This window comes from Bacillus sp. cl96, assembly GCF_900100505.1.
GTDB classification, from domain to species: Bacteria; Bacillota; Bacilli; order Bacillales; family Bacillaceae_G; genus Bacillus_A; species Bacillus_A cereus.
Window position 1 is genome coordinate 1 of record NZ_FNDM01000028.1, and the last position, 21,261, is coordinate 21,261.

The following is a 21,261-nucleotide window of genomic DNA, read 5'->3' on the forward strand; positions in this document are numbered from 1 at the left end:
GAGCCGTTACCTCACCAACTAGCTAATGCGACGCGGGTCCATCCATAAGTGACAGCCGAAGCCGCCTTTCAATTTCGAACCATGCGGTTCAAAATGTTATCCGGTATTAGCCCCGGTTTCCCGGAGTTATCCCAGTCTTATGGGCAGGTTACCCACGTGTTACTCACCCGTCCGCCGCTAACTTCATAAGAGCAAGCTCTTAATCCATTCGCTCGACTTGCATGTATTAGGCACGCCGCCAGCGTTCATCCTGAGCCAGGATCAAACTCTCCAATAAAGTTAGTTTGTCTAGCATCTAAAATAAAAATTGACGTTTCACGTTGTTTGTTTCGTTCAGTTTTCAAAGAACTACTCGGTCGCTCATTTGCGACTTCCTTATGTTAACATCTTCGTTTTTCGATGTCAACTAAGTTTTTCAATTTCTTTTTTGTCGTTTTCTGCGTTTCCGCATCAGCGACGGTTATTAATATATCATGGTAAAAAATGAAATGCAACACCTTTTATAAACTTTTTTTAAAACTGCCCACATTTCTTTTTTTATATCATATACTTAAACGAAATATCTCTTTCATGTATGAGCAATTCCTACATATATTTTATATAAAGTTACTCTATCAAAAGACGTTTCTTTCTATAATAAGCGTTTTATTCATATAGCATATCATACAGGGAGGAATATATATGGACTATACCGATTTATTAATCAAACTAGGTCTCTCGGCTATTTTAGGATTTGCCATTGGTTTAGAACGTGAATTAAAACGGAAACCACTTGGTTTAAAAACGTGTTTAGTTATTTCTATTATTAGTTGCCTCCTAACGATTGTTTCTATTAAAGCAGCTTATAACTTACCACATACCGATCATATGAATATGGATCCACTTCGACTTGCCGCTCAAATTGTATCAGGAATTGGTTTTTTAGGTGCTGGCGTAATTTTAAGAAGAGGTAACGATAGCATTGCAGGGCTCACGACTGCCGCTATGATCTGGGGTGCTTCTGGTATTGGTATTGCTGTTGGGGCCGGATTCTATATTGAAGCGATATTCGGAATGTGTTTCCTTATGATTAGTGTCGAACTTATACCACTCGCGATGAAATATGTAGGCCCTAGATCATTTCGTCAACGTGATATCGCTGTGAAACTTGTTGTACGAAATATGGACAATATCCCAATCGTAATTGAAGAAATAAAAGAAATGGATATAAAAGTTAAGAATATGAAGCTTAAAACATTAGAAAACGGTTCTCACTATTTACATCTTAAACTATCCATTGATCAAAAAAGACATACTGCTGATGTTTACTATGCTCTCCAGCATCTTGAAAGTGTCCAACAAACTGAAGTAGAAAGTATGTAACATAAAACAAACTCTCTTTAATTAGAGAGTTTTTCTTTTTTCTATAATGGCAACAATGAATGTAGTCCTACAAAGTAAGGAGGAATAGGCAATTGAAATCCCGTCCGAATTTAGTAGATACATTTCGTGATTCCATTATTTTTCGTTTAATTTGTTTTATTATTGTACTGACTGCTTTTTCCGGTTTTCTTATACATAGATTAGAACCTTTTCATTTCACTACATGGTTTGACGGAATTTGGTGGTCAATCGTTACCATTTTTACAGTTGGATATGGAGACTTTGCTCCCCATACGACGATAGGAAAACTAATAGGTATAAGTATTATTTTATTAGGAACTGGCTTTTGTTCTTATTATATGGTGCTGTTTGCTACTGAAATGATTAATAAACAATATATGAAAATTAAAGGTGAAGAAGCCGCTACTTCTAACGGTCATATGATTATCGTTGGCTGGAATGAGCGCGCAAAACATGTTGTAAAGCAAATGCACGTATTACAACCAAACCTTGATATCGTTTTAATTGATGAAACACTTTCTTTACTCCCAAAACCATTTCATCATTTAGAATTTATAAAAGGTTGTCCGCATCACGATCAAACTTTATTAAAGGCCAATATTGCAACGGCACACACCATATTAATAACAGCTGATAAAGAAAAAAACGAAAGCTTAGCGGATACACAGTCCATTTTAAATATTTTAACTGCAAAAGGGCTCAACCCAAACATTCACTGCATCGCTGAACTTCTTACTTCTGAACAAATACAAAATGCAACGAGAGCTGGCGTGTCAGAAATTATAGAAGGAAATAAATTAACGAGCTATGTATTTACCGCTTCTCTTTTATTCCCTTCCATTTCAGGTGTACTATTTTCACTTTACGACGAAATCTCTGATAATAAATTACAACTGATGGAGCTTCCATCGTCCTGCACCGGACAAACTTTTGCCAATTGTAGCTATACTCTTTTAAAGCAAAACATTCTCTTACTAGGTATAAAGCGCGACGAACAATATATGATTAATCCAGTTCATTCCTTTGTTCTCATTGAAAGCGACATACTCATTGTTATTCACCATTAGTAAAATGACGCTCTAATTCTTGCATGAGCACTTTCCCAATATTGATATATTTTCTTTTCACATCTCCATCTGGATCTTTCGGCTCAGCAAATTGATCCATTCCACTCGTTCCAGCTGTTAAAGTATTCACATTATCATCTAGTTCGTCTTGATATACGTGCGAAAGAATATACGGCGTTCCAAGACGAACTATTACGCCTGGTACATCTAGTTCTCCATCAATGGCTGTAAATGGAACTCGTAAAAATTGATACCCATCTTCTTCATCAATTTTGTAATCGAAGCATCCTTTATCATAATCCCAATTACCACCAATGCTATATCCAAGTGGTTTCATAATCTCTTCTAACTTATATAACGCATATGTACGTCCTTCTAAATTTGATTGAATCGGAATCAAGCCCATCCCTCCTAGACTTTTCCTTTAGCATACCCACTTTAGTTTGAATATACTGATGGACTTTTCGATAAAATAATAAAAAGCGACCGGAATCCGGTCGCTTTTTATTATTTTAAACGCTCTTCTAATTCTGCTTTTAATTCTTCAAATCCTGGTTTACCAAGTAAAGCAAACATGTTTTTCTTGTATGCTTCTACTCCAGGTTGGTCAAATGGATTCACGCCTAATAAGTAGCCGCTCATCGCACATGCTTTTTCGAAGAAGTATACAAGGTAACCGAATGTGTACTCATTTAATTCAGGAATATTTACGATTAAGTTTGGTACTCCCCCGTCGCTATGTGCAAGTAATGTACCTTCGTATGCTTTTGTGTTTACGAAGTCTACAGTTTCACCAGCAAGGTAGTTTAATCCGTCTAAATCGTTTTCTTCTGATTCGATTGTTAGTTCATGTGTAGATTTTCCTACTTTAAGAACTGTTTCAAATAAGTCACGACGCCCTTCTTGAACGTATTGACCTAATGAGTGTAAATCAGTTGAGAAGTTTGCTGAAGATGGGAAAATACCTTTTTGATCTTTTCCTTCACTTTCACCAAATAACTGTTTCCACCACTCAGCGAAGTATTGAAGTGCTGGCTCATAGTTAACAAGCATTTCAATTGTTTTTCCTTTATTGTATAAAGCGTTACGAACTACTGCGTATTGGTAAGCTGGATTTTCTTCTAGTTCTGATGTTCCGAAGTCATCATGACCAGCAGCTGCACCTTTCATCATCTCTTCAATATTTAAGCCACTTACTGCGATTGGTAATAAACCAACTGGCGTTAATACAGAGAAACGACCTCCAACATCATCTGGAATAACAAATGTTTCATAACCTTCGTTATCAGCTAATGTTTTTAATGCACCACGCGCTTTATCTGTAGTTGCATAAATACGTTTGCGCGCTTCTTCTTTTCCATACTTTTCTTCTAATAACTTACGGAAGATACGGAATGCTAGTGCTGGCTCTGTTGTTGTACCTGATTTGGAAATAACGTTAATAGAGAAGTCTTTACCTTCTAATACGTCCATTAAATCTTTCATATAAGTGGAGCTAATGTTTTGTCCAACAAATAGCACTTGTGGAGTTTTACGTTGTTCTTTAGAAAGCGTGTTGTAGAAAGAATGGTTTAACATTTCGATTGCTGCGCGTGCTCCTAGGTAAGAACCGCCAATACCTACAACAAGTAAAATGTCAGAGTCATTTTTAATTTTTTCTGCGCATTTTTGAATGCGAGCGAATTCTTCTTTGTCATATTGAAGCGGAAGGTCTACCCACCCAAGGAAATCGTTCCCAGCTCCAGTTTTTTCGTGGATTGCGTGATGTGTTACTTTCACTGCATCACGTAAATAAGTGATTTCATGTTCACCGATGAAGGATAACGCTTTAGAATAGTCGAACGTTACATGTGTACTCATCTTTTTCCCTCCAATTATGGATATGTATTTCTGTATTCACTTTAGCGAAACTGAAGTTGTAAATCAAGCGATTAGGCAATTGTAAACGTAACCAATATATATTTTTTAGAAAAAGTTCATTTTTTGCATAAAAATTCGCATTTTTCGGTATAGATGTATATACATCCTCTTTCGAACATTTTTTATGTATAAAAACAACATAACTACCCCATTCTATAAAAGAGTTAATTAACTCATCGCTTGCTCATGCTTCACAATTAAGGGGGGCTTTTTCATGAGTACTTTGCAACGTATCGCATTAGTCTTTACTGTAATTGGCGCTGTGAACTGGGGACTAATCGGGTTTTTCCAGTTTGACTTAGTAGCAGCCATTTTCGGTGGACAAAATTCAGCTCTTGCACGTATTATTTACGGCATCGTTGGTATATCTGGGCTTATCAACCTTGGTTTACTGTTTAAACCATCTGAAAATCTTGGTACGCACCCAGAAACAAACGAAATTCGATAATCAGTATGTCCTTTCACCTCCGACATACGAATATGATTGCATGCAATCATATTTGCAAATATATATCATAAGATAAAGTAAAAGAGGAACGCTCATATGCGTTCCTCTTTTACTTTGTTAACTCGGACTCTTCAATCCATTCTGCCAACTTTTCTCGCAGCGTATTAAATCCGTTTTCAGATGGGTTCGGTATAAGAATCCTTCCTTGTTTTCTTTTCGCCGCTTTTAACGATAAACTCATTTTTCTGTGCTCTTCATCAATTGAAAGTACCTTTACTTCTACTGTATCGCCGACCTTTAAAAAGTCATGAATATCCTTTACATATCCATTTGTAATTTCAGATATATGCACAAGTCCTTGTGTTTCTGCATCTAACGCTACAAACGCACCGTAATCTTGAATTCCAGTCACTTTCCCTGTTACAACCACTCCTGTTGTATATTGTTCTGACATATGAAACACTCCCATACGTTTACCATTCTCTCTACAATTATAGAGAGCAAAGCAGATATATTTATTTTAAATATCCGATTGGTTAGTACGCATTCTAGATAACAATATCTAGAATGCGCATACCTTATATTAGTAAATTATACCACTATGACAGAACTCATTCAAAATTCATGAAAAATTTCCCTTAAAGAAGTATAATTCTCCAATATTGGGATAGACTACTAACACATGGCTTTCTAGTATTCCCCCCCTTTTATGGACAAAACGTATTACGTTTTGTCCTTTTTTTATTTTCAACAAACCGTTCCATTCTCTTCATTGCTTCCATAAGTTGTTCAAGCGACGTCGCATAAGAACAACGAATAAACCCTTCACCACTTTCGCCAAATACGCTACCAGGGACAACAGCTACTTTTTCTTCCAGCAATAACTGTTCTGCAAATTCCGCTGAAGATAATCCTGTTGAAGATATAGAAGGGAAAACATAAAATGCTCCGCCCGGCACATGACACGTTAAGCCCATTTCATTGAAAGATGTCGTCATAAAATTACGACGCTTCTTATAACTATCTCTCATCCGAATTACTTCATCATTCCCCGCACGTAACGCTTCAAGTGCTGCGAACTGAGACATCGTCGGTGCACACATCATGGAATATTGGTGGATTTTGAGCATCAATTCTGAAAACTGAACAGGAGCTGCAATCATACCGAGACGCCATCCTGTCATCGCAAATCCTTTTGAAAATCCTGAAATTAAAATCGTATGCTCGCGCATATTTTTAATACTCGCGAAACTTGTATATGCTTCGTCGTATACAAGCTCTGCATAAATTTCATCAGATAATACAATTAGATTGTACTTCTCAACAATCACTGCTATTTCTTCAAGCTCGGATTTATTTAGCATTGCACCTGTCGGGTTATTTGGTGAACAAAGCAAAATCGCCTTTGTTTTCGCTGTAATAGCTGCTTCAATTTGTTCTGGTTGTACTTTAAACTCGTTTTCTAGCTTAGTCTCCACAGGAACCGGAACTCCTCCAGCTAATGTCACAAGTGGTGCATAAGAAACGAAGCTTGGTTCAACAATGAGCACTTCATCATCAGGATTTATAATGGCACGCATCGCTACATCTAACGCCTGGCTCGCTCCAACTGTAACAATGATTTCATCACTTGGATCATAAGATACTGCAAATTGTTTTTTTAGATACTTTGCTATTTCTTGACGGAGCTCCAATAATCCTGCATTTGCTGTATATGACGTATACCCTTGTTCCAAAGAACGAATACATGCTTGCCTTACATTCCAAGGGGTAACAAAATCCGGCTCTCCTACCCCGAGGGAAATAACACCTTTCATATTTGCTGCTAAATCAAAAAATTTTCGAATACCAGATGGTTTTAAAGATTCTGCTGATCTAGATAGTTCAAATTGCTTCATGGTGTCACCACAATTCGCTTATCATCATCGTCTTTTTCATAAATAACGCCCTCATGTTTATACTTCTTCAAAATGAAATGAGTAGTTGTAGAAACGACAGATTCAATTGTTGCTAATTTCTCAGAAACAAACATCGCTACTTCCCCCATCGTTTTACCTTCTAATGTAATAGAAAGATCATATGTCCCTGACATTAAATAAACGGATTTCACTTCTGAATAACGATAAATTTGCTCAGCAACCGCATCAAACCCAACGCCGTGCTTTGGCGTAACTTTCACATCGATCATTGCCGTTAAACCTGTATGTTCTTTCACTTTCGTCCAATCGATATGTGTTACATAATCCACAATAATCTTTTCATTTTCTAATCTCGCAACCATCTTCTTTACTTCTTCTACTTCTATATTTAACAGCTTCGCTAATGTATCTACAGATAATCGACTACTCTTTTCAAGACAAGCTAATAATTCTAATTCTTTTTCTGTCACCATATAAATCATCCTTCCTTTTCGTTTGTGTCTAAATTATACAAATACCCTTTCCAGTTTGAAAAGAAGATTTTTCTATTGAATTATGTCAAAATAAAGTGAAACTTTAATCAGCGGAAAAATGCGTGATAAAGCGAAAGGGGATGGAACCGTGAAACCAAAAATTTATATTGCTGAACCAGTTCCGACATTTGTAGAAAACTATTTATCAGAACACTGTGATTATGAAAAATGGGATCAAAATGAGAAAGTACCTCGTGATGTTCTATTAGAGAAAATACAAGATAAAGATGGGTTATTAAATTTCGGATCTGCTATTAATGAAGAATTACTGACAGTGGCTCCTAACTTAAAAGTAGTGAGCAACATTTCTGTTGGTTACGATAATTTTGATTTACAAGCGATGAAAAATCGAAAGGTTATCGGAACGAATACACCATACGTATTAGATGATACAGTAGCTGATCTCGTTTTCGCCCTTATGCTATCAGCTGGGCGCCGCGTTTGCGAACTCGATTCTTACGTGAAAAATGGTGAATGGAACGCTGAAATCGGAAAAGAACACTTCGGACTAGATGTACACCATAGCACAATTGGTATTATCGGTATGGGCCGAATTGGAGAAGCCGTTGCAAAACGAGCAAAATTCGGATTTGATATGAATGTTCTTTACTATAACCGCCGTCGTAAAGAAGAAGCTGAACAAAAATTCGATGCTACATATTGTGATTTACAGACGCTACTGAAGCAGTCTGACTTTATTGTTCTTCTTACTCCATTAACAGATGAAACATATCACCTTATCGGAGAAAAGGAATTTTCATTAATGAAAGAAACAGCAATCTTCATTAATGCTTCTCGGGGGAAAACAGTAGATGAAGAAGCGTTAATCCATGCTTTAACAGAAAAGAAAATCTTTGCAGCAGGCATCGATACTTTTACACAAGAGCCAATCCAAAAAGATAATCCACTCTTATCATTACAAAATGTTGTGACTTTACCGCACATCGGATCTGCAACATTAAAAACTCGTCAGCAAATGGCCATGACCGCCGCTGAAAATTTAGTTGCAGGATTACAAGGAAAAACACCGCCTAATATTGTGCGCGAGTAATACTGAATAAACGAAAGGCAAGATGACATCGTCATCTTGCCTTTTTTTGTTAACATATTTTCTTCTTCCTTGGAGATGATATGAACAAAAATCAATGGAGTGACAAAAAATGAATCATAAATATACTTGTCCTTATTTCACTTTTTCCACTCGCGGCACTACTGTTCATTACGAATTGTATGAACATGATAATAAAACAGAACGCCCTACTTTCGTACTCGTTCACGGCTTTTTATCTTCCTCATTCAGTTACCGCCGTCTCATTCCTTTACTAGCGAAGGAAGGAACAGTCATTGCTCTTGATTTACCACCGTTCGGAAAAAGTGATAAGTCTCATCTGTTTAAATATTCTTATCACAATTTAGCAACGATTATTATTGATTTAATTGAACATTTATCTCTCTCAAACATTGTATTAGTTGGGCATTCTATGGGTGGGCAAATTTCTCTCTATGTAAACCGTATACGTCCTGAACTCATTTCAAAGACGATTTTACTATGTAGCTCGAGCTATTTAGCGCGCGCAACCTTACCTTTACTATACTCTTCTTATTTACCGTTCTTTCATTTATACGTAAAGAACTGGATTATACGGCGCGGCATTGTTCATAACTTAATGAATGTCGTTCATGATCACTCATTAATTGACGATGAAATGAAAAAAGGTTACTCCGCTCCTTTTTATGACAACCGTATATTCCCCGCTTTAACTCGCATGATACGAGACCGTGAAGGTGACTTATCTTCAACTGAATTACAAAAAATCGAAACACCTATCCTACTCATTTGGGGTGAAAAAGACCGCGTCGTCCCTGTACATGTAGGTCATCGTCTACACAAAGATTTACCGAATTCAAAATTTATTTCTTATGAAAATACAGGACATTTACTACCTGAAGAAAAGCCTGAACATGTTTATGAAGAAATTATCGCTTTTTCCGCGCAATAAAATGAAACTTTAATCAGTCCCCACCTAACTTCTTTGCTTCCGCTGAATTTTGAGGTCGGGGTCTTACTGCCCGGAAAATAGCGGGATAATATAAAAAAGGCTGTCGGAAATTCCGACAGCCTATAATGAACAGCTTCCACCTTCTTTTATTACAAGTAATTTCATAGCTAATTTCTCACATTTTTCAAGCGCAGGTACTTCCTCAAAAGACATAAAGTATATATGTTGAATCTTCTTTGCGATGTATTTTGGATCGTCAAACACACTTATGACGTTCACAACATCGCTCGCTTCTGTTTCATAAAACTCCGGTCCCATTTGAAACGGATCCCAATTCTTCACAACCTCTATCATCTTTTCATATGTACCCATTCGCTTCCCGCCTTTTCACTTTTTAATACTTTTCTTTATCCTATCACATCAGCTATTCTATAAGAAGAGAGAGAACTTTCATAACTTATTGGTTTTACAGAAGAAGGGAGCAAACTTATGCAACTATTTCATAAAGCAATCAATCGACGTGGAACGCATAGTATAAAATGGGATACATATAAAAACGAAGAACTTATCCATGCTTGGATTGCTGATATGGATTTTGAAGTACCAAAACCAATTCAAACTGCCTTAAAACAACGAATCGAACATCCGATTTTTGGCTATACACTTCCTCCCGAAAATATTGGGAATATTATTTGTAACTGGACAAAACAACAATACGACTGGGATATTCAAAAAGAATGGATTGTCTTTAGCGCCGGAATCGTTCCAGCTCTTAGTACGAGCATACAGGCTTTCACAAAAGAAAACGAATCCGTTCTCGTACAACCACCTATTTATCCTCCATTTTTCGAAATGGTCACAACAAACAACAGACAGTTATACGTGAGTCCATTACAGAAACAAAATGATACATATGTGATAGACTTCCAGCATTTAGAAAAGCAGTTTCAGCAAGGCATCAAACTCATGCTTCTTTGTAGCCCTCATAACCCAATCGGGCGCGTTTGGACGAAAGAGGAACTTTTGCAGCTCGGATCGTTATGTACTAAATATAACGTAATCGTTGTGGCGGATGAAATTCATTCCGATATTATTTACGCAGATCATACACATACACCGTTCGCTTCTTTATCTGAAGAATTAGCAGCTCGCACGATTACTTGTATGGCTCCAAGTAAAACATTTAATATCGCTGGATTACAAGCATCGATTATTATCATTCCAAATGAAAAACTCCGTCAAGCCTTTACATCTATCCAATATAGACAAGGCTTCCACGGATTAAATATCTTCGCTTATACAGCGATGCAAAGCGCCTATACAGAATGTAATGATTGGCTAAACGAAATTCGATTATATATAGAAGATAATGCTCAATTTGCTTGTGAATATATTAAAACTCACATACCTGCTCTTTCCGTAACGAAGCCAGAAGGTAGCTTTTTATTATGGATTGATTGTTCTCATCTAAAGCTTTCTCAAAACGAGCGTACTGTATTACTTGAGGAAAAAGGAAAAATCATTGTTGAACCTGGTGAGAAATACGGGTTAGGTGGCGAAGAACATATTCGAATTAATATCGGCTGTCCACGATCTGTTTTAGAAGAAATTTTAAACAGACTGCGTCATACGTTTTCATAATAAGAAAGGAGTCTGTCCCCCTAATCATTCTTGGACAGACTCCTTTGTCATATTTTGTCGGTAAGTCGCTATATTTCAAGTTACGGTCGATATATTCCAATAATCGCCGATATAATTTGAGTTACAGTCGATATATTCCAATAATCGCTGATATATTTTTAATTACATTTCACAAAGAAAGCTACCATTCACGGTAGCTTTTACTTTTTCTTCATATCCGATGCTTTTTTTACAATTACGCCACAAGCAATTCGAGCCCCTGATTTACCTGTCGGTTGAGTCATACCATCATCAGGGTTTTCTGTAATAATAATAGACGCTCCATCTTTTCTATGAATCGTCGTTTTTCCTTCTTCAAGTGTGATGTGAGGTGCATCGATTTCCGCTTTAATCTTTCCAGAACCATCTGCAACTACGTTCGGTAAATCACCGTTTTCTGCACCCTTCGGATTAAGAAGACCATGTTTTTTATCATCAGGATTAAAATGATTCCCGGATGATTCAAAACGAGGTGCCTTACACTCTCCGATTTCATGTACATGTAGTCCGTGTGGTCCTGGCGTGAAACCTTCTCCTTTAATCGTAATTTTCACGCCACTTGTTTGCTGCACTACTTTCGCAGTCCCTACTTCATCTCCTGAAGCATTATGTAATTTCACTTCAATTTCTTTCGGCTTTCCTTGGTCACAACCTGCCATCAGAAATAATAAACAACAACTGAAAAAAAGCCGTTTCTTCATTTTATTCCCTCCAAAATATATTCTGCCCTTAGATTGTCCGAGCATAGAGGGAAACATACAAAAATGCATTACTGTTTCTTTTCAGCTAATAGTTTTTCTTCAACTTTCTGCAATCGCTCTGCTTCTCTTTTTGATACACGAATAAACATGCGCCACGTGGCAATAGCACCGATAATAAATAGAACGCAAACAATCCCTGGAATAATATATTCTGTTTTATCTTCCGGAAAATATAAAGGCATCATATAGAACACTCCTTATTATAGGATTTATAAAACATCAGAATTTTCTGTTATATCATTTTAAATTATAGTGGAACCTATCTATATTCTCAAGGGGCGTTCTGAAAGCAAATGATTTCTTTGACTCCTTCTCCTACTTTCCTTACTATAAACTTGAGGTGAAAAATATGAGAGAAACATTTGAAATTGGCGAAATCGTTACTGGTATTTATAAAACAGGAAAATACATCGGCGAAGTTACAAATAGCCGCCCTGGCAGTTACGTCGTAAAAGTATTAGCTGTTTTAAAACATCCGGTGCAAGGTGACTTACATAACGTAAAACAAGCTGACGTACCATTTTTCCATGAAAGACGCGCTTTAGCTTTCCGTGAACAGACGAACATTCCAGAGCAAATGGTGAAAAAATATGAAGGAGAAATTCCGGATTATACCGAGTCACTAAAATTAGCATTAGAAACTCAAATGAATTCATTTTCTGAAGATGATTCACCTTTTGCAGAGCGTAGTCTAGAAACATTACAACAGTTAAAGAAAGACTACAAACTCTAAAAAACAAAACGACCAAATTACATAATGTGCAATTTGGTCGTTACTGTGTGCTCACTTTCTTTAACACTTTTGAAAAATCAACAAGTTCTCCTAATGTTGGAGGTGCTGGCTTTACTAAATACTCTTTATCTTTTTCTACTAGTTTAAAAATATTGTACGTCGTCATCGCATCATCAAGCGCACAATGATGCTTCCCTGTCCCTACTTTTCCATACGCCTCAATTGCTTTCCATAATCCTGTTTGATTTCTTTCTCCAAAAAACTTCTTATACTCAAGCGATAAATCACGACACTGTCCGAAGAATGGAAAAGCTATCCCTGCCATTTCACAATTATGTTTCAGCACTTTCATATCCATATTTCCCCACGTTACAATTGTCGGTTTACATTTCGTTTCGTATTCTGCAAGCTTCTTAACGAGTTCAGGAAATGAAATCCCTTTATCCACGACTTCTTGTTTTATTCCTAAAAACTTCTTACATCGATCCGTTAAAGAAGGAAATGTTTTCGGCCTGACATGTGATGAATACGTATCTTCTACCTTACAGCCAGCAACTGAAACGAGTCCTACCTCAATAATCTCTGGAAAAAATCCTTTCGGTTTCTTTCTATGCTGGGGCATCGTAAACTCAAAGTCTAAAAATAAAAATCGTTGTTCATCCATACGATCCCTTCCTTATCATTTTTGTCATTCCTTTCTATTTGACACTCCTACACGAACAAGCTCGAATGCTAATTCCATTTTAAATATTCAGATTGGATGTATCTTATATATATGTCAAATGCCCACAAATATTTTAAAAAATAAGAAAAAATGACCTATGCAGAAAATATGACAAAATCTCTCCTTTCATTTACATCCGCAGTTTTTCTACTTTATAATGACGTTATGTGTGTTTCATCTAGTTAATATTTGACACACTAAGAAAAATGAATGAAAGGAGATGAGATTTTTGCACGAAACAACGCAAGAACTCGCTAACTGGCAGTATTATTTTGCTATCGCAGTCTTTTTAATTACATATGCCATTATTATTTCTGAAAAAATTAATCGCGCTGTCATCGCACTTCTCGGTGCAGCATTCATGGTAATTGTGGGGGTCGTCGATTTACATAACGCCTTTACGAAACATATTGAATGGGGAACAATTACGCTACTCATCGGTATGATGATTTTGGTGAACATTACGAGTAAATCAGGTGTTTTCCAATACGTTGCCATTAAAGCAGCAAAAGGGGCACAAGGAAATCCAATTAAAATTTTAATTTCCCTTTCCCTACTTACCGCGCTTGGCTCCGCATTTTTAGATAACGTTACAACTGTACTTCTTGTTGTTCCAGTTACTTTATCTATTACGCGCATACTGCAAGTAAATCCTGTTCCTTATTTACTTTCTGAAATTATTTTTTCAAATATTGGAGGAACAGCAACATTAATTGGTGATCCACCTAACATTATGATTGGTTCTGCAAATAAGCATTTAGACTTCAATGCTTTCCTATTAAATCTAGCACCAATCGTAATTATTATTATTGCAGTTACAGCAACAATACTTTACTTCATGTACCGTAAACAATTAATTGCCGATCCTGTACAAGTTAAAAAATTAATGAGCTTAGATGAAAAACAATACATTAAAGATCCAGTATTAATGAAAAAATCTTTAACGGTACTTGGACTTACAATTGTAGGTTTCATGACTCATTCTATTTTCCATATTGATGCCGCTATTATCGCCTTAACTGGTGCTACTGTACTTATGTTAATTGGTGTGAAAGAACATGAAATTGAAGAGGTATTCGCAAGTGTAGAGTGGGTAACAATCTTCTTCTTCGCAGGGCTATTCGTACTTGTTGGAGGACTTATCGATATCGGTCTTATCAAAATGTTAGCTCAAAAAGTAATTGGTATAACAGGCGGAGATATTTCTTACGCATCCATCCTTATTTTATGGGTATCTGGTATCGCCTCTGCAACAATTGATAACATCCCATTCGTTGCAACAATGATTCCACTTATTAACGATATGGCAGTTGGGCTAGGCTTATCACCATCTGACGCACAAATCGATGTATTATGGTGGGCATTAGCACTAGGTGCTTGTCTGGGCGGAAACGGAACATTAATCGGAGCTTCTGCTAACGTAATCGTTGCAGGTATCGCGAGCCGCGAAGGACATAAATTTAGTTACATGGACTTCCTAAAAGTCGGTTTCCCAATTATGATCGTTTCATTAATCATTTCTCACATTTATATTTATTTACGCTATCTTATGTAGTAAAAAAAGCGCTCTGATAATCAGGGCGCTTTTTTACTTATATCTAAAATATATCGACTTATCAACAAAAAAGAAAAATCTACTCTTTATATCTCACCGGTTCATTTCGAATGATAAATAAATGAATCGGTAAGAACACTGAAAATGTGATTACATGAATAATCGTAAATAATATAGAGTTCGTTCCGTATCTGTCTAAAATAGCGTAGATAAGATAAATGGACAATACAATCGATACAGCTGTTGCTAGTAAACTTATAATTGGTACGAAATTAAAAATAAAACATGCAACGTATATACCGAATACTTTCCACCCTGCTTCTTCTTTCAAAAAATCTGGTAATTTATCTTTCGCTAAGTCACCCCATGTCTTACTATTCAAAAACGGAATAAACGCAAGCACCCCGTCCGTTGCACCATCATTTTTCGCCATCGAATAAAGTGCAAAAGCCGTTAACAAATATGAAATAATTGCCCAAATCAATATAACAAGAATAAACGCAAAACTAAGAGCAAAGAAACCTGCTAATACGCCTTGATCCTCCATCTTATCCTCTCCTCTCTACTTTCAACATATTTCATTACATTGCAAGTTATGTTTTAAAATTTATCCAAACTCTTTGTATAATAAGAGAAGAAAGAGAATAAGAGAGGAGCAACACTTATGCATCCATTTGTAAAAGCATTACAAGAGCATTTCACAGCTCATCAAAATCCTGAAAAAGCAGAACCTATGGCTCGTTATATGAAAAATCACTTCCTATTTCTAGGTATTCAAACACCGGAAAGACGCCAATTATTAAAAGACATCATTCAAATACATACTCTCCCAGATCAAAAAGACTTCCAAATTATCATACGTGAGCTTTGGGACTTACCAGAACGTGAATTCCAAGCGGCCGCACTTGATATTATGCAAAAATATAAAAAGCATATAAACGAAACTCATATCCCCTTCTTAGAAGAACTGATTGTCACAAAATCTTGGTGGGACTCTGTCGATAGCATCGTCCCTACATTTTTAGGCGATATCTTTTTAAAACATCCAGAATTAATTTCTGCCTATATTCCAAAATGGATTGCATCAGATAACATATGGTTACAACGTGCCGCTATTTTATTCCAACTAAAATATAAACAAAAGATGGATGAAGAACTTCTTTTCTGGATTATTGGACAACTACATTCTTCAAAAGAATTTTTCATTCAAAAAGCGATTGGCTGGGTCCTTCGTGAATATGCAAAAACAAATCCGGATGTAGTTTGGGAATACGTTCAAAACAATGAGCTCGCTCCATTAAGTAAGCGTGAAGCAATTAAGCATATTAAGCAAAATTACGGAATAAATAATGAAAAAATAGGCGAGACTCTATCATAGATAGACGCGTTCCTCTATTGAGATTTAAAAAAGAACGTGTTAGAATATGTTCATTATTATTAATATAAGTAGCGATGACGGACTTATAAGTACTTGCATAAAAAGCGATTCAGGGATAGTGAAAGCCTGAAGCCGCAAGGAAACGGCAGTCCCGAGCAATACATGATAAAGTGGATGCACCTTTTGTGTATCAACTAGGGTGGAACCGCGGGCAAACGCTCGTCCCTAGGCAAATAAGCCTTGGGATGAGCGTTTTTTTATGTTCTTTTTAGCATATACTGCTCGTTTCCAAAGTATCAGAGTATGTCATCGCCAATACGTTAACTTTCAAAAGGAGGATTTTCTTATGTATTCAATGGAACAAGTTGTAAACTTAGCGAAACATCGCGGTTTTGTTTTCCCTGGTTCTGAAATTTACGGTGGTCTTGCAAACACTTGGGATTACGGTCCACTTGGAATCGAATTAAAAAATAACGTTAAAAAAGCTTGGTGGAAAAAATTCATTCAAGAATCTCCACACAACGTTGGTTTAGACGCAGCTATTTTAATGAACCCTAAAACTTGGATCGCTTCTGGTCACGTTGGTAACTTCAACGATCCAATGATTGACTGTAAAAAATGTAAAGCTCGTCACCGTGCTGACAAATTAATTGAGGATGCTTTAGATGCAAAAGGCATCGAAATGGTTGTTGACGGTCTTACTTTCGACCAAATGGCTGACTTAATGAAAGAACATGAAGTAAAATGTCCTGATTGCGGTAGTGAAGAATTCACTGAAATCCGTCAGTTCAACTTAATGTTCAAAACATTCCAAGGTGTTACAGAGTCTAGCACAAACGAAATCTTCCTTCGTCCTGAAACAGCACAAGGTATTTTCGTAAACTTCAAAAACGTTCAACGCTCTATGCGTAAAAAGCTTCCATTTGGTATCGGCCAAATCGGTAAGAGTTTCCGTAACGAAATCACGCCTGGTAACTTCACATTCCGTACACGTGAATTCGAACAAATGGAACTTGAATTCTTCTGTAAGCCTGGTGAAGATTTAGAGTGGTTTGCATTCTGGCGTGAAACTTGTAAAAACTGGTTACTTTCACTTGGTATGTCTGAAGAGAGCATGCGTCTTCGTGACCACGGTGAAGAAGAGTTATCTCACTACAGTAATGCAACAACTGACATTGAATTCAAATTCCCATTCGGTTGGGGCGAACTTTGGGGCGTTGCATCTCGTACAGACTTCGACTTAAAACGTCACATGGAACATTCAAACGAAGACTTTAACTATATTGATCCACAAACGAATGAGCGTTACGTGCCATACTGCATCGAGCCATCTTTAGGCGCAGACCGCGTAACATTAGCATTCTTATGTGATGCATATGAAGAAGAGCAATTAGAAAACGATTCTCGTACAGTTCTTCGTTTCCACCCTGCTTTAGCACCATACAAAGCAGCTATCTTACCATTATCTAAGAAGCTATCTGAAGGTGCTACTGAAGTATTCGCAGAATTAGCTAAAGACTTCATGGTAGACTTTGATGAAACTGGTTCTATCGGTAAACGTTACCGTCGTCAAGACGAAATCGGTACACCATTCTGTATCACATACGACTTCGACTCAGTTGAAGACAAAGCTGTTACAGTACGTGACCGTGACACAATGGAACAAGTTCGTATGCCAATTAGCGAACTAAAAGGTTTCTTAGAGAAGAAAATCCAGTTCTAATTATAAGAAAAAGAGGCTGCTCGTAAGAGCGCCTCTTTTTTACTTTTCACGTTTTTCTTTAATTGCTACTGTACATCTTGATATACATAGTAAATCATCATTTTCATCAATAATACGAACATCCCAAACCATTGTCGATTGTCCTCTATGTATCGGTGTTCCGATCGCCGTTACAATTCCATCTTTCTTTGAGCGAATGTGGTTTGCATTAATTTCTAATCCGAAACAAATACATTTTTCTTGATCAATTAAATTATATGAACCAACACTTGCCACTGTTTCCGCTAATGCAACCGATGCACCTCCATGTAAAAATCCAAACGGTTGATGCGTACGCTCATCAACAGGCATCGTAGCAACTACCTTATCTTCTGTCATCTCTAACAACTCAATTCCAAGTGAATCCATTAAAGTTTTTGCCATATCGCTTCCCCCTTCTCTTACTTTAATTAAATGTATAATTTTACCTATTTATTTTCAAACTACTTATAACACTTATATAAGGAGGCTTCACCTAAATGAAACAGAAATTTTGTATATTACTGCTTATGTTCTCCTTGCTGACTATTGTACCAAATTGTGCAATAACAGCCAAAGCATCTAACCTGACAATCGATGTTAAGACTGTAACGCAAAAAGGTAAGAAACCTTATATAGAATATCAAATAAATAGGCCTTCTTTTCACAACTTTTCTGATTCTAAATTTCAAAATAAACTCAATTTATACTACAAAAAATCCACTGACAAATTTAAAAACAAATTAGAAAAAGAAGCAAAAAAATATTATAAAGAGACAGCAGGATCTAGTACACCCTTTCATCCGTACGTAGCAAATGTTGATTATAAAGTCTCTTTAAACAAACCACCTTTTCTTAGCCTATATGTGAATTACTATCAATATACTGGCGGAGCACACGGTCTTTATACGTGGAAGGCAAATACATTTGATTTAAACGAAAAAAAGGTGCTGCACTTAGACGATTTATTTCAACAAAAGGATAAATATAAAGATATAATCCGTGCAGAGATTGTACGACAAATTAAACAAAATGAAAGCATTTATTTTCCTGATGCAACTGAAAAAGTAATGAGTATGAAAAAATTTCACTTCTTTTTAGAGCCAGACAATCTCGTCATTTATTTCCCTTTATATGAGATTGCTCCCTATTCAAGTGGAATTCCGCAATTTCGTATTCCATATACGTTGCTAAGAGACTATTTAAAGCCTTCTTATCAAAATATTTTGATTGACAACAAGTAAATATTTTCGCTACGATAATGTTAACCTAAAAACAACAGGAGGTTAACATTATGAGAAGATTACATGTTTTAGATTTAGCATTAGCTGCCATGTTTGTTGCTCTTATGGCCATCGGTGCAAATATTGTATCTTGGGCACCTTTCTTACAAGTAGCAGGCATCCCATTATCTATGCAACCATTTTTCGCAATTTTAGCAGGTCTTCTTCTTGGAAGTAGACTTGGTGCCTTATCCATGACTGTATATATGCTCGTTGGCTTAGCCGGCGCACCAATCTTCGCTAACTTCAAAGCTGGATTTGGAGCACTTTTAGATCCTACTGGTGGTTTTATTATCGCATTTATTATCGTTGCTTACGTATCAGGAAAACTAGTAGAACAAAAAGAAAGACCCACTTTCATTACATTTGCAATTGCCTCTTTCACTGGAATTATTTTAACTTATATAATCGGTACTACTTACATGTACGGAGCAGTCAATCTCTTTATGGGCGGTAATATGAGCTATAAAGCTGCTTGGATGATTATGATGTGGTTTGCAGTAAAAGATATTGCATTTACAATTATCGGTGCTATTATCGCACCTCGCATATACTATGCTGTGCGTCGCTCTGCTTATCAGCATTCTCATTCGACGATTTCATAATAAAAAAGAGTTATTGCAGCTTGCTGCAATAACTCTTTTTTTATATTAAGACTCTTGATTCGCTTGTTCTTCTAAAATTTTCTTCATCATTGCAACCATGTCATCACGTAATTCTGGGTGTTGCAGGGCCATTTCAATTGTCGTTTGAACGAATCCTAGCTTTTCACCTACGTCGTAGCGCTTTCCTTCGAAATCGTAAGCAAATACACGTTGGATTTCATTTAAGCTTTGGATTGCATCTGTTAATTGAATTTCACCACCAGCACCGACATGTTGCTGTTCTAAGAACATAAAGATTTCGGGCGTTAAAATGTAACGGCCCATAATTGCTAAGTTTGAAGGAGCTGTACCTTGTGCTGGTTTCTCAACGAAATTGCGAACTTGGTAACGACGACCTTCTTGTTCTAATGGATCGATAATTCCATAGCGATGTGTTTCCGACTCTGGAACAGTTTGTACACCAATAACAGAAGAAAGTGTTTTTTCATACTCATCCATTAATTGACGTAAACACGGTTTCTCAGCTTGGACAATATCATCACCTAGTAACACTGCAAACGGCTCATCACCAATGAATTTACGCGCACACCAAACAGCATGTCCTAGTCCCTTCGGCTCTTTTTGACGGATGTAATGAATATCTACCATTTTTGAAGAAGCTTGTACTTTTTCAAGCAACTCATATTTTTTCTTCTCTAATAAGTTTTGTTCTAGTTCAAATGCATTATCAAAATGATCTTCAATAGAACGCTTTGTTTTACCAGTAACGATAATAATATCTTCGATACCCGATTTCACTGCTTCTTCTACAATGTATTGAATCGTTGGTTTATCTACTATCGGTAACATTTCTTTCGGCATTGCTTTCGTTGCTGGTAAAAAACGTGTTCCTAATCCAGCTGCTGGGATTATCGCTTTTCTTACTTTTTTCATCACAAAATACCCTCTCTCCTGTCGGAATCAATAGCAAGCATTTCCTACATAAAACAAAAGGGAGATTTCGCTCCCTTTTGTTCCTTACTACTTAAAATTACTTTGTATTATAAACGATTCATAATGTCTTCTTTAATAGTAAGTAACTTTTGTTCACTATTTTGTAAAGAACTATCTTTTACACCAAAGTAAAACTTAATCTTCGGCTCAGTTCCAGATGGACGTAGGCAGAACCATGAACCATCCTCTAATTGATATTTTAACACATTTGATTTCGGTAAGTGAATCTCTTCTTTATGTCCATCTTGTAAAGATGTAACGATGCTTGCTTTATAGTCTTCCACTGCTACGACTGTTAAGCCTGCTACTTCTTTCGGCGGATTCTCACGGAACGTTGCCATCATCTCTTGGATTTTTTCAGCTCCATCTTTTCCTTTTAACGTTAACGATACAAGGTCTTCACGGAAGAAACCGTACTTCTCAAATACTTCTAATAGACCGTCATATAACGTTTTCCCTTGTGATTTGTAGTATGCAGCTACTTCACATGCAAATAGGACAGATTGTACTGCATCTTTATCACGGCAGAATGGGCGGA

Annotated in this window: 24 protein-coding genes, 1 rRNA gene and 1 pseudogene; 12 read left to right on the plus strand and 14 right to left on the minus strand. The window is 36.6% G+C overall.

What is annotated here, in order from left to right; all coding sequences use genetic code 11:
- A 16S ribosomal RNA gene (locus BLT20_RS28870) occupies positions 1 to 277 on the minus strand; the annotation flags it as partial.
- A gap of 404 nt (positions 278 to 681) precedes the next feature.
- Between BLT20_RS28870 and BLT20_RS28880 the strand changes: the two genes are divergently transcribed.
- On the plus strand, positions 682 to 1,362 hold the full coding sequence (locus BLT20_RS28880) for an MgtC/SapB family protein (protein WP_000386676.1): 681 nt from the start codon (positions 682 to 684) through the stop codon (positions 1,360 to 1,362).
- A 92-nt stretch (positions 1,363 to 1,454) separates the two neighbouring features.
- Positions 1,455 to 2,450 (plus strand): potassium channel family protein, encoded by a 996-nt coding sequence (locus BLT20_RS28885; RefSeq protein WP_000842320.1) that lies wholly within the window; start codon positions 1,455 to 1,457, stop codon positions 2,448 to 2,450.
- Here BLT20_RS28885 and BLT20_RS28890 read toward each other — a convergent pair.
- Entirely contained in the window at positions 2,437 to 2,850 is a 414-nt protein-coding gene (locus BLT20_RS28890; protein WP_000612334.1) for a YugN-like family protein, read from the minus strand. The two genes, BLT20_RS28885 and BLT20_RS28890, sit on opposite strands and share 14 nt — an antisense overlap.
- 107 nt (positions 2,851 to 2,957) lie before the next feature.
- On the minus strand, positions 2,958 to 4,310 hold the full coding sequence (locus BLT20_RS28895; protein WP_000103654.1) for a glucose-6-phosphate isomerase: 1,353 nt from the start codon (positions 4,308 to 4,310) through the stop codon (positions 2,958 to 2,960).
- A 274-nt stretch (positions 4,311 to 4,584) separates the two neighbouring features.
- Between BLT20_RS28895 and BLT20_RS28905 the strand changes: the two genes are divergently transcribed.
- Positions 4,585 to 4,818: a DUF378 domain-containing protein gene (locus BLT20_RS28905; protein ID WP_000105788.1), complete on the plus strand. Its 234-nt coding sequence runs from the start codon at positions 4,585 to 4,587 to the stop codon at positions 4,816 to 4,818.
- 109 nt (positions 4,819 to 4,927) lie between these two features.
- Here BLT20_RS28905 and yugI read toward each other — a convergent pair whose 3' ends face one another.
- The 3 genes from yugI to BLT20_RS28920 form a co-directional block, all read right to left on the minus strand.
- Positions 4,928 to 5,272, minus strand: coding sequence for a S1 domain-containing post-transcriptional regulator GSP13 (gene yugI / locus BLT20_RS28910; RefSeq protein WP_000003764.1), 345 nt, complete (start codon positions 5,270 to 5,272; stop codon positions 4,928 to 4,930).
- A 253-nt stretch (positions 5,273 to 5,525) separates the two neighbouring features.
- Positions 5,526 to 6,716, minus strand: a complete 1,191-nt coding sequence (locus tag BLT20_RS28915) for an aminotransferase (protein WP_000808537.1) — start codon at positions 6,714 to 6,716, stop codon at positions 5,526 to 5,528.
- Positions 6,713 to 7,210 carry an Lrp/AsnC family transcriptional regulator gene (locus BLT20_RS28920; protein ID WP_000255696.1) on the minus strand — a complete coding sequence of 166 codons (498 nt, stop codon included), beginning with the start codon at positions 7,208 to 7,210 and terminating at the stop codon, positions 6,713 to 6,715. Before BLT20_RS28920 ends, BLT20_RS28915 begins: the two co-directional genes overlap by 4 nt.
- Before the next feature lie 118 nt (positions 7,211 to 7,328).
- On the opposite strand from BLT20_RS28920, the gene BLT20_RS28925 reads away from it, so the two are divergent.
- Complete coding sequence (locus tag BLT20_RS28925; RefSeq protein WP_002026496.1) at positions 7,329 to 8,321, plus strand: 2-hydroxyacid dehydrogenase; 993 nt, start codon at positions 7,329 to 7,331, stop codon at positions 8,319 to 8,321.
- A 109-nt stretch (positions 8,322 to 8,430) separates the two neighbouring features.
- Entirely contained in the window at positions 8,431 to 9,270 is an 840-nt protein-coding gene (locus BLT20_RS28930; protein ID WP_001015860.1) for an alpha/beta fold hydrolase, read from the plus strand.
- A 120-nt stretch (positions 9,271 to 9,390) separates the two neighbouring features.
- Here BLT20_RS28930 and BLT20_RS28935 read toward each other — a convergent pair whose 3' ends face one another.
- Positions 9,391 to 9,642 (minus strand): YugE family protein, encoded by a 252-nt coding sequence (locus BLT20_RS28935; RefSeq protein ID WP_000537640.1) that lies wholly within the window; start codon positions 9,640 to 9,642, stop codon positions 9,391 to 9,393.
- Positions 9,643 to 9,759: 117 nt separating this feature from the next.
- On the opposite strand from BLT20_RS28935, the gene BLT20_RS28940 reads away from it, so the two are divergent.
- Positions 9,760 to 10,911 (plus strand): MalY/PatB family protein, encoded by a 1,152-nt coding sequence (locus tag BLT20_RS28940; RefSeq protein ID WP_001175826.1) that lies wholly within the window; start codon positions 9,760 to 9,762, stop codon positions 10,909 to 10,911.
- A 200-nt stretch (positions 10,912 to 11,111) separates the two neighbouring features.
- Here BLT20_RS28940 and sodC read toward each other — a convergent pair whose 3' ends face one another.
- Positions 11,112 to 11,651, minus strand: coding sequence for a superoxide dismutase [Cu-Zn] (gene sodC / locus BLT20_RS28945; protein ID WP_000746519.1), 540 nt, complete (start codon positions 11,649 to 11,651; stop codon positions 11,112 to 11,114).
- Between the two features lie 68 nt (positions 11,652 to 11,719).
- The gene (locus BLT20_RS30705; RefSeq protein WP_000982757.1) at positions 11,720 to 11,896 is read right to left on the minus strand and encodes a hypothetical protein; all 177 of its coding nucleotides are present in this window, start codon (positions 11,894 to 11,896) and stop codon (positions 11,720 to 11,722) included.
- Positions 11,897 to 12,060: 164 nt separating this feature from the next.
- Here BLT20_RS30705 and BLT20_RS28950 point away from each other — a divergent pair, with 164 nt between their 5' ends.
- A complete protein-coding gene (locus tag BLT20_RS28950) occupies positions 12,061 to 12,444 on the plus strand; it encodes a kinase-associated lipoprotein KapB (protein ID WP_001209344.1) in 384 nt (127 codons plus the stop codon).
- Between the two features lie 40 nt (positions 12,445 to 12,484).
- Here BLT20_RS28950 and kapD read toward each other — a convergent pair whose 3' ends face one another.
- On the minus strand, positions 12,485 to 13,108 hold the full coding sequence (gene kapD / locus BLT20_RS28955) for a 3'-5' exonuclease KapD (protein ID WP_000344356.1): 624 nt from the start codon (positions 13,106 to 13,108) through the stop codon (positions 12,485 to 12,487).
- A 289-nt stretch (positions 13,109 to 13,397) separates the two neighbouring features.
- Here kapD and BLT20_RS28960 point away from each other — a divergent pair, with 289 nt between their 5' ends.
- Positions 13,398 to 14,723 (plus strand): ArsB/NhaD family transporter, encoded by a 1,326-nt coding sequence (locus BLT20_RS28960; RefSeq protein ID WP_000545209.1) that lies wholly within the window; start codon positions 13,398 to 13,400, stop codon positions 14,721 to 14,723.
- 79 nt (positions 14,724 to 14,802) lie between these two features.
- On the opposite strand, the gene BLT20_RS28965 is transcribed toward BLT20_RS28960, so the two are convergent.
- Positions 14,803 to 15,270, minus strand: coding sequence for a hypothetical protein (locus tag BLT20_RS28965; RefSeq protein WP_000390061.1), 468 nt, complete (start codon positions 15,268 to 15,270; stop codon positions 14,803 to 14,805).
- 117 nt (positions 15,271 to 15,387) lie between these two features.
- Here BLT20_RS28965 and BLT20_RS28970 point away from each other — a divergent pair, with 117 nt between their 5' ends.
- Together BLT20_RS28970 and BLT20_RS28980 are read left to right on the plus strand one after the other, a co-directional pair.
- Positions 15,388 to 16,101 (plus strand): DNA alkylation repair protein, encoded by a 714-nt coding sequence (locus BLT20_RS28970; RefSeq protein WP_000553305.1) that lies wholly within the window; start codon positions 15,388 to 15,390, stop codon positions 16,099 to 16,101.
- Between the two features lie 346 nt (positions 16,102 to 16,447).
- On the plus strand, positions 16,448 to 17,824 hold the full coding sequence (locus tag BLT20_RS28980; RefSeq protein WP_000287147.1) for a glycine--tRNA ligase: 1,377 nt from the start codon (positions 16,448 to 16,450) through the stop codon (positions 17,822 to 17,824).
- Between the two features lie 39 nt (positions 17,825 to 17,863).
- Here BLT20_RS28980 and BLT20_RS28985 read toward each other — a convergent pair whose 3' ends face one another.
- On the minus strand, positions 17,864 to 18,247 hold the full coding sequence (locus BLT20_RS28985) for a hotdog fold thioesterase (RefSeq protein WP_001140612.1): 384 nt from the start codon (positions 18,245 to 18,247) through the stop codon (positions 17,864 to 17,866).
- A gap of 95 nt (positions 18,248 to 18,342) precedes the next feature.
- On the opposite strand from BLT20_RS28985, the gene BLT20_RS28990 reads away from it, so the two are divergent.
- Together BLT20_RS28990 and BLT20_RS28995 are read left to right on the plus strand one after the other, a co-directional pair.
- Positions 18,343 to 19,086 carry a DUF3298 and DUF4163 domain-containing protein gene (locus BLT20_RS28990; protein WP_000810324.1) on the plus strand — a complete coding sequence of 248 codons (744 nt, stop codon included), beginning with the start codon at positions 18,343 to 18,345 and terminating at the stop codon, positions 19,084 to 19,086.
- Positions 19,087 to 19,136: 50 nt separating this feature from the next.
- Positions 19,137 to 19,730, plus strand: a complete 594-nt coding sequence (locus tag BLT20_RS28995) for a biotin transporter BioY (RefSeq protein ID WP_001253379.1) — start codon at positions 19,137 to 19,139, stop codon at positions 19,728 to 19,730.
- A 45-nt stretch (positions 19,731 to 19,775) separates the two neighbouring features.
- On the opposite strand, the gene galU is transcribed toward BLT20_RS28995, so the two are convergent.
- Positions 19,776 to 20,663, minus strand: a complete 888-nt coding sequence (gene galU / locus BLT20_RS29000; RefSeq protein WP_002097988.1) for a UTP--glucose-1-phosphate uridylyltransferase GalU — start codon at positions 20,661 to 20,663, stop codon at positions 19,776 to 19,778.
- Positions 20,664 to 20,770: 107 nt separating this feature from the next.
- A pseudogene (locus tag BLT20_RS29005) lies at positions 20,771 to 21,261 on the minus strand (phospho-sugar mutase); the annotation flags it as partial.

What these genes read in the sequence shown, in the direction of transcription:
- kapD (WP_000344356.1), bottom strand. Translation starts at nt 13,108, where the DNA reads ATGGATGAACAACGATTTTTATTTTTAGACTTTGAGTTTACGATGCCC.
- BLT20_RS28965 (WP_000390061.1), bottom strand. Translation starts at nt 15,270, where the DNA reads ATGGAGGATCAAGGCGTATTAGCAGGTTTCTTTGCTCTTAGTTTTGCG.
- yugI (WP_000003764.1), bottom strand. Translation starts at nt 5,272, where the DNA reads ATGTCAGAACAATATACAACAGGAGTGGTTGTAACAGGGAAAGTGACT.
- BLT20_RS28915 (WP_000808537.1), bottom strand. Translation starts at nt 6,716, where the DNA reads ATGAAGCAATTTGAACTATCTAGATCAGCAGAATCTTTAAAACCATCT.
- BLT20_RS28995 (WP_001253379.1), top strand. Translation starts at nt 19,137, where the DNA reads ATGAGAAGATTACATGTTTTAGATTTAGCATTAGCTGCCATGTTTGTT.
- BLT20_RS28930 (WP_001015860.1), top strand. Translation starts at nt 8,431, where the DNA reads ATGAATCATAAATATACTTGTCCTTATTTCACTTTTTCCACTCGCGGC.
- BLT20_RS28935 (WP_000537640.1), bottom strand. Translation starts at nt 9,642, where the DNA reads ATGGGTACATATGAAAAGATGATAGAGGTTGTGAAGAATTGGGATCCG.
- BLT20_RS28990 (WP_000810324.1), top strand. Translation starts at nt 18,343, where the DNA reads ATGAAACAGAAATTTTGTATATTACTGCTTATGTTCTCCTTGCTGACT.
- BLT20_RS28880 (WP_000386676.1), top strand. Translation starts at nt 682, where the DNA reads ATGGACTATACCGATTTATTAATCAAACTAGGTCTCTCGGCTATTTTA.
- BLT20_RS28970 (WP_000553305.1), top strand. Translation starts at nt 15,388, where the DNA reads ATGCATCCATTTGTAAAAGCATTACAAGAGCATTTCACAGCTCATCAA.
- BLT20_RS28920 (WP_000255696.1), bottom strand. Translation starts at nt 7,210, where the DNA reads ATGGTGACAGAAAAAGAATTAGAATTATTAGCTTGTCTTGAAAAGAGT.
- BLT20_RS28985 (WP_001140612.1), bottom strand. Translation starts at nt 18,247, where the DNA reads ATGGCAAAAACTTTAATGGATTCACTTGGAATTGAGTTGTTAGAGATG.
- BLT20_RS30705 (WP_000982757.1), bottom strand. Translation starts at nt 11,896, where the DNA reads ATGATGCCTTTATATTTTCCGGAAGATAAAACAGAATATATTATTCCA.
- sodC (WP_000746519.1), bottom strand. Translation starts at nt 11,651, where the DNA reads ATGAAGAAACGGCTTTTTTTCAGTTGTTGTTTATTATTTCTGATGGCA.
- BLT20_RS28905 (WP_000105788.1), top strand. Translation starts at nt 4,585, where the DNA reads ATGAGTACTTTGCAACGTATCGCATTAGTCTTTACTGTAATTGGCGCT.
- galU (WP_002097988.1), bottom strand. Translation starts at nt 20,663, where the DNA reads ATGAAAAAAGTAAGAAAAGCGATAATCCCAGCAGCTGGATTAGGAACA.
- BLT20_RS28925 (WP_002026496.1), top strand. Translation starts at nt 7,329, where the DNA reads ATGCGTGATAAAGCGAAAGGGGATGGAACCGTGAAACCAAAAATTTAT.
- BLT20_RS28940 (WP_001175826.1), top strand. Translation starts at nt 9,760, where the DNA reads ATGCAACTATTTCATAAAGCAATCAATCGACGTGGAACGCATAGTATA.
- BLT20_RS28950 (WP_001209344.1), top strand. Translation starts at nt 12,061, where the DNA reads ATGAGAGAAACATTTGAAATTGGCGAAATCGTTACTGGTATTTATAAA.
- BLT20_RS28895 (WP_000103654.1), bottom strand. Translation starts at nt 4,310, where the DNA reads ATGAGTACACATGTAACGTTCGACTATTCTAAAGCGTTATCCTTCATC.
- BLT20_RS28980 (WP_000287147.1), top strand. Translation starts at nt 16,448, where the DNA reads ATGTATTCAATGGAACAAGTTGTAAACTTAGCGAAACATCGCGGTTTT.